Source organism: Solwaraspora sp. WMMD937 (genome assembly GCF_029581175.1).
Classification (GTDB): Bacteria; Actinomycetota; Actinomycetes; order Mycobacteriales; family Micromonosporaceae; genus Micromonospora_E.
Genome location: NZ_CP120738.1, coordinates 4,516,663 through 4,528,767, shown reverse-complemented (window position 1 = coordinate 4,528,767; position 12,105 = coordinate 4,516,663). Strand labels below are relative to the sequence as shown.

At 71.0% G+C, this 12,105-nt stretch carries 13 protein-coding genes; 5 read left to right on the top strand and 8 right to left on the bottom strand.

Features of this window, described 5'->3' with window-relative positions:
• Positions 1-135: 135 nt before the first annotated feature.
• The gene (locus O7621_RS20090; RefSeq protein WP_282230672.1) at positions 136-927 is read left to right on the top strand and encodes a GntR family transcriptional regulator; all 792 of its coding nucleotides are present in this window, start codon (positions 136-138) and stop codon (positions 925-927) included.
• A 196-nt stretch (positions 928-1,123) separates the two neighbouring features.
• A complete protein-coding gene (locus O7621_RS20085; protein WP_282230671.1) occupies positions 1,124-2,236 on the top strand; it encodes a lytic polysaccharide monooxygenase in 1,113 nt (370 codons plus the stop codon).
• A gap of 72 nt (positions 2,237-2,308) precedes the next feature.
• Here O7621_RS20085 and mshC read toward each other — a convergent pair whose 3' ends face one another.
• The 6 genes from mshC to O7621_RS20055 all read right to left on the bottom strand — a co-directional run bounded on the left by mshC (position 2,309) and on the right by O7621_RS20055 (position 7,755).
• Positions 2,309-3,553: a cysteine--1-D-myo-inosityl 2-amino-2-deoxy-alpha-D-glucopyranoside ligase gene (gene mshC, locus O7621_RS20080; protein WP_282230670.1), complete on the bottom strand. Its 1,245-nt coding sequence runs from the start codon at positions 3,551-3,553 to the stop codon at positions 2,309-2,311.
• 50 nt (positions 3,554-3,603) lie between these two features.
• On the bottom strand, positions 3,604-4,353 hold the full coding sequence (locus O7621_RS20075; protein WP_282234666.1) for an SCO1664 family protein: 750 nt from the start codon (positions 4,351-4,353) through the stop codon (positions 3,604-3,606).
• Positions 4,354-4,426: 73 nt separating this feature from the next.
• Positions 4,427-5,023, bottom strand: coding sequence for a DUF3090 domain-containing protein (locus O7621_RS20070; protein ID WP_282230669.1), 597 nt, complete (start codon positions 5,021-5,023; stop codon positions 4,427-4,429).
• A 64-nt stretch (positions 5,024-5,087) separates the two neighbouring features.
• The gene (locus O7621_RS20065) at positions 5,088-5,810 is read right to left on the bottom strand and encodes an MSMEG_4193 family putative phosphomutase (protein ID WP_282230668.1); all 723 of its coding nucleotides are present in this window, start codon (positions 5,808-5,810) and stop codon (positions 5,088-5,090) included.
• A 68-nt stretch (positions 5,811-5,878) separates the two neighbouring features.
• Positions 5,879-6,706 (bottom strand): undecaprenyl-diphosphate phosphatase, encoded by an 828-nt coding sequence (locus O7621_RS20060; protein ID WP_282230667.1) that lies wholly within the window; start codon positions 6,704-6,706, stop codon positions 5,879-5,881.
• Positions 6,703-7,755 carry an LLM class F420-dependent oxidoreductase gene (locus O7621_RS20055; RefSeq protein WP_282230666.1) on the bottom strand — a complete coding sequence of 351 codons (1,053 nt, stop codon included), beginning with the start codon at positions 7,753-7,755 and terminating at the stop codon, positions 6,703-6,705. Before O7621_RS20055 ends, O7621_RS20060 begins: the two co-directional genes overlap by 4 nt.
• Before the next feature lie 207 nt (positions 7,756-7,962).
• Here O7621_RS20055 and O7621_RS20050 point away from each other — a divergent pair, with 207 nt between their 5' ends.
• Both O7621_RS20050 and O7621_RS20045 read left to right on the top strand, forming a co-directional pair.
• The gene (locus O7621_RS20050; RefSeq protein ID WP_282230665.1) at positions 7,963-8,934 is read left to right on the top strand and encodes an aldo/keto reductase; all 972 of its coding nucleotides are present in this window, start codon (positions 7,963-7,965) and stop codon (positions 8,932-8,934) included.
• Positions 8,935-9,025: 91 nt separating this feature from the next.
• Complete coding sequence (locus O7621_RS20045; protein ID WP_281554796.1) at positions 9,026-9,217, top strand: DUF5703 family protein; 192 nt, start codon at positions 9,026-9,028, stop codon at positions 9,215-9,217.
• Between the two features lie 9 nt (positions 9,218-9,226).
• On the opposite strand, the gene O7621_RS20040 is transcribed toward O7621_RS20045, so the two are convergent.
• On the bottom strand, positions 9,227-9,901 hold the full coding sequence (locus O7621_RS20040) for a hypothetical protein (protein ID WP_282230664.1): 675 nt from the start codon (positions 9,899-9,901) through the stop codon (positions 9,227-9,229).
• A 41-nt stretch (positions 9,902-9,942) separates the two neighbouring features.
• Positions 9,943-11,265: a M20/M25/M40 family metallo-hydrolase gene (locus O7621_RS20035; RefSeq protein WP_282230663.1), complete on the bottom strand. Its 1,323-nt coding sequence runs from the start codon at positions 11,263-11,265 to the stop codon at positions 9,943-9,945.
• A gap of 176 nt (positions 11,266-11,441) precedes the next feature.
• Between O7621_RS20035 and O7621_RS20030 the strand changes: the two genes are divergently transcribed.
• A complete protein-coding gene (locus O7621_RS20030) occupies positions 11,442-12,074 on the top strand; it encodes a hemerythrin domain-containing protein (RefSeq protein WP_282230662.1) in 633 nt (210 codons plus the stop codon).
• Positions 12,075-12,105 lie beyond the last annotated feature (31 nt).

Here is a 12,105-nt window from a genome sequence, read left to right as displayed (position 1 = left end):
CGGGACGGCCGGGTCACCGGGCCTGTCATCGACTGTTCCGGTGGTGCGGTTATGCCGGTAGTCGGGCTGGACACGTCTCGTTTGTTTTCCTAGGATGCTAGGTATCTTTCATCGGGAAGGACGGTCGGTTCGCAGATGCAGGTCAATCCTGGAGCCGCCGAGGTTCCACACCGCCAGATCGCCGACTTGATCCGGGAACGGATCCGGCGCGGTGAGTGGGCACCCGGCGAACGGCTACCCGCCATCCCCGCGCTCGCCGAGATGTACGGCGTGGCCAAGCAGACCGCGCAGCGTACCGTCGATCAGCTCCGCGTCGAAGGACTGCTGATCACCAAGCCGGGCTCCGGCACGTTCGTACGGGGCACGAGACGCCGGCTCAACCGACTTGCCCGCGGCCGGTACGGCGGACACCGTGGATACCACGCCGACCTGGCGGCGCGCTACCGCCAGCACCTGACCGAGGTCGGCCGGGCTCCGGCGGTGCCCGAGGTGGCCGACGCGTTCGGCGTCACCGACGGTACCGAGCTGATCGTCCGCCGCCACCTGGTCCGCACCGAGGACTCACCGGTCGAGGTGGGAGCATCCTGGTTCCGCGTGGCCGACGCCGCCGGCACCAGTCTGGAGCGGGCCGAGCCGTTCGGCCGGCCCACCTACCAGGAGGCCGAGGAGGTGACCGGTCGGCGGTACGTCTGGGCGCGCGACGTACTCAGCGCCCGCCAGCCCAGCCGGCAGGAGGCGCAGCTGCTCCGGATCCGTCCGGACACCCCGGTGCTGCATCTGCTGCACGTGGCCTACGACGGCGACCGGCGACCGATCGAGGTGGCTCAGGCGACCTGGCCCGGCCCGGTGACCACCTTGACCGAGGAGTACCGGGTCCCGGAACCCGTGCCTGATCCGGACCCGGATCCCGGTCTCGTACTCGGCTGACCGGGAGTTTCTTTCGCCTTACTTTGTTTTCCATTCAAACTATTGACATAGAAAATCGAGGCGTGTGAATCTCTGGACGGGACTGTCGCGAGGGTCGCGCGGCATGGCGGGACCGGGCTACCCGCCATCCGATCCGGCGGGAACGCCTGTCCCGGCGAACCCGCCACCGCCGTCCAACCTCTGTCCGGGAGCAGACATGCCTTCCCTCACCGCCTCTTCATGGGCACCGCTGCGCCGGGTGCTCACCGTCGCGGCAGCCGCCGCACTGCTGTGCACCACCGCGCTCGCCGACGTGGCCACCGCACACGGATCGTCGATCGATCCGCCGTCGCGCAACTACGGGTGCTACGAGCGCTGGGCCAATGACTTCCAGAACCCCGCGATGGCCACCGAGGACCCGATGTGCTGGCGGGCCTGGCAGGCGGACTCCACCGCCATGTGGAACTGGAACAGCCTCTACATCGACGGCGTCAACGGCCAGCATCAGGCCCACATCCCCGACGGCCAACTGTGCAGCGCTGGCAACACCGGCGGGGTCCGGTACGCCGCACTGGACGAACCCGGCAACTGGCGAGCCTCCGACGTCGGCACGAATTTCACCGTCACCTACCACGACCAGGCGCTGCACGGCGCCGACTACCACCTGGTGTACGTGACCCGGCAGGGATTCAACCCACTCACCCAGCGGCTGCGCTGGAGCGACCTGGAGCTGGTCCGGACCACCGACGGCGCGGACCCCGGTGAGGGCACCCGGACCAGCAACCCCAACCTCAACGGCGTGTCGGTCGACATCCCGGTCAGCGCACCCGGCCGGACCGGACGGCACCTCGTCTATCTGATCTGGAAGGCCAGCCACGCCGACCAGACCTACTACTTCTGCAGCGACGTGAACTTCGGCGGCACCGGCGCGACCCCGACGCCCACCACGCCGGCCCCGACCACCGCACCGCCTACCCCGGCGCCCACGACCGCACCACCGACCACCGCACCACCGACCACCCCGGCGCCGGGCGGCTGCACCGCGACCTTCTCCGTCGTCGCCAGCTGGCAGGGCGGCTTCCAGGCCGAGGTGCGGGTGACTGCCGGCGGAACGCCGATCAGCCGCTGGACGGTGAGCTGGACGAACCCCAGCGGGCAGCAGGTGACCCAGGCCTGGAACGCCACGATCAACAGCAACGGTTCGACCGTGACCGCCACCAACGTCGGCTACAACGGCAGCATCGGATCCGGGGCATCCACCAGCTTCGGTCTGATCGGTTCGGCCACCGGAACCCCTGTCGCACCGACCCTGACCTGCACACCGAACTAACCGGAGCACTGGTCGGGTCCGACGACGGCGTCGGACCCGACCAGTGCTCCGGCGCGGATGCGGTCGGCCGGGTCAGTCGCGCAGGCACACCCCGAGCAGGGCATCGCAGGTCTCGGCCATCAACGCCGGGGCCTGCGGGTCCACCCCGGTACCGGCGAGCGCGTGGTCGGCCCACTCGTCGATCAGGGCCAACGCACCCGGGGTGTCGAGATCGTCGGCCAGCCGGCCCCGGACTCCGGCGAGCAGCTGCGCGCCGGACGGTCCGGCAGCGGACCGGGCGGCCTCGCGCCACCGGTGCCACCGTTGCTGACCGGTTTTGAGCGTGTCGTCGGTCCACTGGCGATCAGCCCGGTAGTGCCCGGAGATCAGCGCCAGCCGCAGAGCCATCGGTGGCACCCCGTCGCCCCGCAGCCGGGAGACGAAGACCAGGTTGCCCCGGGACTTGGACATCTTCTCCCCGTTGAGCCCGATCATGCCGGCGTGCGCGTAGTGGGCGGCGAACGGACCGGTGCCGGTCAGCACCTCCGCGTGCGCGGCGGAACACTCGTGATGGGGGAACAGCAGGTCGTTGCCGCCGCCCTGGACGTCGATCCGGTCACCCAGCAGACCCAGCGCGATCACCGCGCACTCGATGTGCCAGCCCGGTCGGCCGGGGCCCAGCGCACCGCCGTCCCAGGCCGGCTCACCGTCGCGGGCGCCGCGCCACAGCAGCGGATCCAGCGGGTCACGTTTACCCGGACGCTGCGGATCACCACCCCGCTCGGCGGCGAAGACCAGCATCTGCTCCCGGGACAGGTTCGACTCGTAGCCGAACCGCGGCGCGGCGGCCACGTCGAAGTACACGTCACCGGTGCCATCGGCAAGCCGATAGCCGGCGCCGCGGTCGAGCAGGACGCCGACCCGCTCGGCGATGGCCGGAATCGACTCCACCGCACCCACGTAGTGGTCCGGCGGGATGATTCGCAACGCCTCCATATCCTCCCGGAACAGCGCGGTTTCCCGCATCGCGAGGACCACCCAGTCCTCCCCGTCGCGGGCCGCCCGCTCCAGCAGCGGATCATCGACATCGGTGACGTTCTGCACATACCGCACCCGGTGCCCCGCGTCCCGCCACATCCGCTGCACCAGATCGAACGCGAGCATGGTCGCGGCGTGCCCGAGATGGGTGGCGTCATACGGGGTGATCCCGCAGACGTACATCGTCGCCGGGTCGACCGGCCGGGTCGGTGCCACCGCCCGCCGTGCGGAGTCGAACAACGCCAACGGCACACCGGCGCCGGGCAGCCGGGGCACCTCGTGACCGGTCCAGGAGTCCATGGCGCCACCCTATCCAGCAGTGCCGGCGACGCCGGAGAATGGCAGATGAATCACATCGGCGGCCAAGGGATCGCGCTACGTGTCGCTGGCGGCGACGGAAACCGCCCGGCCTCGATCAGCCCGTCGATCCGCCCGGCCAGTTGGGTGATCTCGGCCTGGGTGAGCAGCGACGCCAGCTGCCCGCCCAGCGTCGCGTCGATCGCTGTACGCAGCTGACGCAACGCCGACCCGGCCTCCGGCGGCAACGGGCGCCCGGACCAGCCCCACAAGACCGTACGCAGCTTGTCGTCGACGTGGAAGCACAAGCCGTGGTCGACGCCGTACACCTCGTTGTCCGGTCCGGCCAGCACGTGCCCACCCTTGCGGTCGGCGTTGTTGACCACGATGTCGAACACCGCGAGCCGGGCCAGCTGCGGATCGTCGGCATGCGCCAGAGCGTACGGCTTCCCGTCCGTGTCCCGAGCCGCCGCCACCGGCAGCCAGTCGGTCGGCACCTGGTCGGCCGCGACAAAGTCGACCAGCGGCACGGATCCGTCCGGCTCGTCGATCCACAGCTGGCAGGCACCCGGACCGATCGGACCGTCACGCAACACCGTAGGCGGCACCAACGGCCACCCGAGCGCCTGCGCCACCAAATGGGCGGCGACCTCCCGGCCAGCCAAGGTGCCGTCCGGGAAGTCCCACAGTGGGCGTTCCCCGCGAACTGGTTTGTACACGCACCGGATCGCCGTCCCGTCGGCCTCGATGACGGCCCGCAACGTCGTGTTCGATGCATCGATCAACTGGCCTTCGAGCCGCATCGCGCCGGTACGGAGCAGTCGCAGCACGGTGGCGTCCCGGTCCACCGCCGGCTGCCGGCCGGTCTCCGTCACCTCAGCGGTGGTAGCCGTTGTGCCGCGGGCAGAGGTGGCCCCGCGGGTCCAGCGGTTGACCACAGAGCGGACAGGGTGGACGCCCGGCGGCCACCACCCGCCGTGCCCGGTCGATGAAGCCGCGGGCCGCCGCCGGGGTCAGCCGGACCCGGAGCCGGTCCAGACTGGCGTCGACCTCGTCGTCAGTGTCATCGTCGTCAGTGTCATCGTCGAGCAGGCCGTCGTCGTCGCCGGCTTCGAGCCCGGTCTCCGGCTCACCGGCGGCGATGGCCTCGATGACAACGGTGGTGGTGTCCACGTCGAAGGCCAAGCCGAGCGTGCCGACCCGGAACTCCTCGTCGACCGGCGTTTCCAGCGGTTCGTTGTCCGACTGCCCGGTCGGTAGTTCCGGCACATCGACACCGAACCGCCGCTGCGCCTCGGCCAGCAGCTCCTCGAGCTTCTCGGCCAGCAGCGACACCTGGACCTTCTCCAGGGCCACGCTGACCACGCGACCGCCACCCCGGGCCTGCAGGAAGAACATCCGCTCCCCTGGCGGCCCGACGGTCCCCGCGACGAACCGCTCCGGCGGCTCGAAGGCATGCACCTGGTGGGTCATGTCATCGACCCTATCGGGCGGCCGGGTCGATCCGGTAACGCACCGACCCGATTGACCGGTACGCTCACTGCCGGTCACGTCCGCCGGCACCGGCGCCGCCGCCGACGGCGGCATCGGAATCGGAATCGGCCGACCCACCCCGTCGCCTCGGCCGACGCTGCTTCCCCGGCACCAGCCCGGCCAGGTCACCACCGGTGTCGTTGAGCCGCACCAGGAACGGCCGGGTCGTCGTGTACCGGATCACCGTCAACGAGGCCGGATCGGCCACGATCCGCTGGAACAGGTCAAGGTGCAGGCCGAGCGCGTCGGCCACGATGGCCTTGATCACATCGCCGTGGGTGCAGGCCAGCCAGAGAGCGTCGGGCCCGCGTTCGGCGTCAACCACACCGTTCCAGTGCCGCACCGCGGCCACCGCGCGGGCCGCCACGGCGGCCAGCGCCTCCCCTCCGGGGAACACCGCAGCGCTCGGATGCTCCTGCACGACCCGCCACAGCGGCTGTTTCACCAGTGACCGTAGCGACTGGCCCTCCCACTCGCCGTACCCACACTCGATCAACCCGTCGTCGATCACCGGGGTCGCCCCGGGGACGGCCAGCTCCACGGTCTGCCGGCAGCGGATCAGCGGGCTGCTGACCACCTGTGCCCACGGCACCCCAGCCAGCCGGGCACCGACCGCCCGGGCCTGTGCCTGGCCGGTCTCGTCGAGCTCGACCGGCTGCCGGCCGGCCAAGCCGCCTTCCGCGTTGGCGGTCGTCCGACCATGTCGCAGGAGTACCAACGTCGCCACCGGACCAGCCTACGGGGGGCGGCCGCGCGCCGGCCGGCGGCCGACCCGGTCACAGCGGTCGGGTCCGGTCAGGTGGCCGAGATGGTTCCGGTGACCAGCAGCGCCATCACCAGGGAACCGAGCGCCACCCGGTAGAGCACGAAGGCGTACAGGGTGTGATGCGCGACATAGCGCAGCAACCAGGCGATCGCCGCGTAGCCGACCACGAACGCGATGGCGGTCGCCACCACCATCTGGGCCGCCGTCGGCGCCCGGCCCTGCGGGTCGAACACGTCGGGCAGACTGAACAGCCCGGACATCACCACCGCCGGGATGGCCAGCAAGAAGGAGAACCGCGCGGCCGCCTCCCGGGTGAGGTTCAACAGCAGTCCAGCGGTCAGCGTGCCACCGGACCGGGAGACGCCTGGGATGAGCGCCATCGCCTGGGCGAAACCCATGATCACGCCATCACGCAGAGTCAACCGCTGCAGCGTGCGGGTCTGCCGGCCGAGGTACTCCGCGACGGCAAGGATCAGCGCGAACACGATCAGCACGGTCGCGGTGATCCACAGGTTACGCAGACCGTCGCGGATCTGATCCTTGAACAGCAGGCCGATCACCCCGATCGGGATCGACCCGACGATGACGTACCAGCCCATCCGGTAGTCCGGCTCGCTGCGTACCGAGGGATTCCAGATGCCGACGACCCAGGTCCGGGTGATCCGCCAGATGTCCTTGGCGAAGTAGAGCAGCACCGCAGCCTCGGTGCCCAACTGGGTCACGGCGGTGAACGAGGCGCCCGCGTCCGCCTCGAAGAACAACGCCGAGGTGATCCGCAGATGTGCCGACGAGCTGATCGGCAGGAACTCGGTGAGCCCCTGCACCACGCCGAGCACGATGACCTCGATCCAGCTCACTGCCCCACCCCGGCCACGTCGAGGGCCCGCGCCACGGTCCGCAGCGTCGCCAACCGCGCCTCGGTGTCGGCGTCGAACAGGCTGACCGACAGGGTGGTCACGCCCGCGGCGGCATACTCGCCGATCCGCTGCGCGATCCGGTCCGGCGGGCCCAGCAGCGCGGTCTGATCGATGAACTCCAGCGGTACGGCGGCTGCGGCCTCCCGCAGCCGGCCGGCCAGATAATGGTCCTGCACCTCGTCTGCGGCGGCCCCGAAGCCCATCCGGGTGGCCAACTGGTGGTAGAAGTTCTGCGTCCGGCTGCCCATCCCGCCGACGTACAGCGCGGCGTACCCGCGCAGCAGGTCGGCGCAGGCTGCGACATCGTCGCCGACCACCACCGGCACGGCCGGCACCACGTCGAAGCCGGTGAGGTCGCGACCGGTGCGGGCCCGGCCGGCGGCGATCAACGCCAACTGGTCGGCGGCGGTGCTGGGCGAGAAGAAGACCGCCAGCCAGCCGTCGGCGATCTCGCCGGCCAGTTCGAGGTTGCGGGGGCCGACCGCGGCCAGATACACGGGAATCCGCGGCCGGGGCGGGCGGAAGTTGAGCTTCAACGCCTTGCCCGGGCCGTCGGGCAGCGGCAGGGTGTAGTGCGTGCCCGCGTACTCGACCCGCTGGCGCCCGACCGCGAGCCGGACGATCTCCACGTACTCGCGGGTCCTAACCAACGGCTGACCGAACCGTACGCCGTGCCAGCCCTCGGAGACCTGCGGACCGGAGACCCCCAGGCCGAGCCGGAACCGGCCACCGGACAACGTGTCGATGGTGGCGGCGGTCATCGCGGTCGACGCCGGGGTGCGGGCCGGGATCTGCATCACCGCCGAGCCCACGTCGATCCGGCTGGTCTGGCCGGCCAGCCAGGCGAGCAGGCTCGGCGAGTCGGACCCGTACGCCTCGGCGGCCCAGACCACCGCGTAGCCGAGCCGCTCCGCCTCCTGGACGAGCGCCAGTTGGTCGGCCGGTGAGCCAGCGCCCGTGAGGTAGCCGAGATTGAAGCCGAGTCGCACTCCCAGTCATCCCCCATCCCCCGCCAGGCGGGGCGTCGACGGCGCTGCCGGGGCAGCGGCCGTGGCCAAGCCGCACCAGGGTACGCAATCGTCCGCCACCATTGGACAACCGGCCGGTCGACTCGCCGACCGGCCGGTGCCGGCCGGCAGCAGACGTCGGCGGGAGTGAGGATGTCCGTACCGCCAGGTTCTGCTTAAGGTGCATCCATGCAGCAGCGACCGCTCGGCCGCAGCGGGCTGGCGGTCTCCCGGCTCGCGCTCGGCACCATGACCTGGGGCCGGGACACCGACGCCGACGATGCCGCAGCGCAGCTGAAGAGTTACCTGGACGCCGGGGGCAATCTGATCGACACCGCCGACGTGTACGGCGACGGCGACGCCGAGGCGGTCATCGGTTCGCTGCTGGACAGCATGGTGCCCCGTGAGGATCTGGTCATCGCTACCAAGGCCGGGTTGCGGCCGGGCGGGCCACGGCGGCGTGACACGTCCCGTTGGCATCTGCTGCGTACCCTCGACGCCTCGTTGCGGCGGCTCGGCACCGACTACATCGACCTGTGGCAGGTACACGGGTACGACCCGGACACCCCGATGGAGGAGGCCCTCGGCGCGTTGGACACGGCGGTGACCAGCGGGCGGGTCCGGTACGTCGGGGTGTCGAATTTCAGCGGCTGGCAGACCGCCCGGGCGGCGGCCTGGCAGGCCGCGGTGCCCGGCCGGGCCGCCGTGGTCGCCGCGCAGGTCGAGTACTCGTTGCTGCAACGTGGGATCGAACGGGAGGTGCTGCCCGCCTGCGCCGCACTGGGGCTGGGCGTACTGCCCTGGTCACCGCTCGGTCGCGGGGTGCTCACGGGTAAGTACCGGCATGGCCGCCCGGTCGACTCCCGGGCTGCGTCGCCGCATCTGGAACTGTTCGTCGCGACCTACCTGGAGCCGCGCTGCTCCAGCATCGTCGAGGCGGTCTCGACGGCCGCCGCTGGCCTGGGGGTGGCACCGTTGGAGGTCGCGCTGGCCTGGGTCCGGGACCGCCCCGGGGTCACCGCGCCGATCCTCGGGGCACGCACGGCGGGGCAACTGGTCGGGGCGCTGCAGGTCGAACGGATGACGCTGCCCACGGAGATCACCCGGGCACTCGACGACGTGTCGGCACCGCCCGTCGGCTACCCGGAACGCGACGGGTGACTGAGCCTCCGGAGGAGGCCGACGGGTGACTGAGCCTCCGGAGGAGGCCGACGGGTGACACAGCTCGGGGGCCGACGGCAGGATGGTGGTCATGGACTACGAGTACGCGCCGCTGCGGTTACCGCCGAACGTCGACCGGGTGACCGCAGCCGCGCAGTTGGCGATCCAGGCCGAGTTCTCCGGCTGGGAGCTCGCCCGGGTGCGGCTGTTCCGTGACGGGACGCGCCAGGTGGTGCTCCGGCGCAGAATCGCCCGGCAGCCGCAACCCGGGCTCAGTACGTAGTCGGTACGCTCAGCGCGGGTCGCCGCCCGGGGCCTCGTCGTCATCGTCCGGCAGGTAGGCGTGCTCGTCGAGTCGGCCGACGATCTCGTCGCCGGGGACCGACCGGAACGGTCCATCGACATCGCCGTCGCTGAACGCCTCCGGATCCAGCGGTGTGGTGACCTCGTGCACCATGACCACGCCGTCGAGCGGTTCCAGCTCCGGGATGTCCAGCGCGCCGAGTGAGCCGTCGCCGGCCTGCAGCAGCTCGAGCACCGCCTCTCCGACACCACCGACCGGCTCGGCCGCCTCGGCGGACGGGCTGCCCTGGCGGCGGGCCGCGTCGGCGATGCGGACCAGCGCGGCGACCGACGGCACCCGGTAGTCCCGACGCTGACGTACCGAGACGACCTGCGGGTGCGGGTCGGCCGGCTCGTCGCCGTCGACGCCGCCGGCACCGACACCGAACCGTTCGTCCGCCTCCTGCGGATCGATCGACTCGACGTCCCAGGGGGTCACCTCACCGAAAGCGTCCAGCAACTGCTCGTCGTAGGCGTACGACGCGTTGTTGAGCGTCACGTACGCCTGCCAGACGGCGTCGTCGTCGATCCGGCCGTCGGCGGCCTTGACCGTGGCCAGATGTGCCCGGGCAGCCTGGAACACCTGCTCCAGCGCGGCGTCGAGGTCGGTGTGCTGGTCGGTCATGCGGATGAAGTTCCTTTCACCGTCGATGGAGGCGCCGGCGGTCAGCTCTGGCGCAAGAAGCGGTCGAGCACATTCACGCCGAACTGTAGCCCCTCGACCGGGACCCGCTCGTCGATGCCATGGAACAGCGCAGAGAAGTTCAACTCCGCCGGCAGCCGTAGCGGGGTGAACCCGAAGCATCGGATGCCAAGTTGGCGAAACGCCTTGGCGTCGGTGCCGCCGGAGAGCATGTACGGCACCGTCCGGGCACCCGGGTCGGCGTGGCGCAGCGCGGCGGCCATCGCGTCGACCAGCGCACCGTCGAAGGTCGTCTCGATCGCCGGCTGCCGCTCGACGTGTTCGACCTCCACGTCCGGGCCGATCAGCTGGCCGAGTTCGGCCAGAAACTGGGTCTCCTGACCGGGCAGCACCCGGCAGTCGATGGTGGCGCTGGCCCGACCGGGGATGACGTTCTCCTTGTAGCCGGCTTCCAGCCGGGTCGGGTTGGCGGTGTTACGGACCGTGGCACCGATGATGTTCGCGATCGGCCCCAGCTTGGCGATCGTCGACTCCGGGTCGTCCGGATCGAACTCGATGCCGAGCAGGTCGGAGACCTCGGCCAGGAAGTCCCGCACGGTCGGGGTGACGACGATCGGGAAACGGTGTCGGCCGACCCTCGCCACCGCCTCGCACAACGCCGTGACCGCGTTGTCGTCGTGCATCATCGAGCCGTGTCCGGGACGGCCCCGGGTGTGTAGCCGCAGCCAGTTGATGCCCTTCTCCGCCGTCTCGATCAAGTACAGCCGCAGGTCGTCACTGACCGTGTAGGAAAAGCCGCCGACCTCGCCGATCGCCTCGGTGCAACCGTCGAACAGCCCGGGGTGCCGCTGCACCAGGTGGTGGGCGCCGTACCGGCCACCGGCCTCCTCGTCGGCGGTGAAGGCCAGCACGATGTCGCGCGGTGGCCGGGTCCCGCTGCGCTGCCAGTCACGGATCACGGCGAGCACCATCGCGTCGAAGTCCTTCATGTCGATCGCCCCACGGCCCCACAGGTAGCCGTCGCGCATCTCGCCGGCGAACGGCGGGACCGACCATTCGGAGGTGTCGGCCGGGACCACGTCGAGGTGGCCGTGCACGAGCAGCGCCCCGCGGGACGGGTCGGTGCCGGAGATACGGGCGACCAGGCTGGCCCGGCCGGGTGCGGACTCGACGATGGTGCTGGTGACGCCGACCTCGGCGAGCTGGTCGGCGACGTACTCCGCGGCGACCCGTTCACCGACGCTGGTCAGCGGGTCACCGGTGTTGGTGGTGTCGATCCGCAGCAGGTCGCGGCAGATCCGCACGACCTCGTCGGTCGGCGCCGGCGGCGGGGAGGGTGCAGTCATGCGGTTCTTCTTACCAGCCGTCCGGTCGCTGCCCCAGCCCCGCCGCGGCACGCCACACGGTTTCGGACGACAGCGTGGTGGGTACCGCCGCATTCGCCGGGCCGGCACCCGCACGGTTGCCGACCCGCAACGGCCGGGCCGTACGAGGTCCCCGGTCCGCACCGAAGGAGACGATCGTGTCGGTAGGCCTTCCCCCCATCCCCGAACTCGGCGACGACGACCTGCCGCACGATCCGGGCGGACCGCGGCTCACCACGCTGCTCGTCGAGGAGCACCGCCGCGTCGAGCAGCTCTGCGACCGGCTCGTCGCGGCGGCCGACCCGGACCGGCGGCGTCAGATCGCGGACGTGCTGGTCGCCGTGGTGAGCCGACACCTGTCGGCCGAGGAGCAGTACCTCTACCCGGCCATCCGGGCGGCCCTGCCCGACGGAGGCGCGCTGGCCGACCAGGGCATCGCGACGGACCGGCCGTTGCGCGACGTGCTCAGCTCATCCGACGTGGCGGCGGCCGGGACACCGGCCAAGGTCGCTGCCGCCTGGCGGCACCACCGTACGGTCGTCGAGCAGCAGCTGCTGCCGGGGCTACGGGCGGCGGCGACCGACGAGGAGCTCGTCCGGCTGGGCAACCGCGCGGAGACAGCCGAGGAGGCCGCCCCGACCCGGCCGCATCCCGACGCCCCGCTGCGGCCGCCGTGGAACCGGGTGGTGGATCCGGCGCTGGGGGTGCTGGACAAGACCCGGGATCTGCTGTCCGGCCGTACCACCTATCCCGAGGATCTGACTGCGACGCCGGTCGACCGCGACGGCTAGTCCGGAATATCCGTTCAGTTCTGTTTCATAT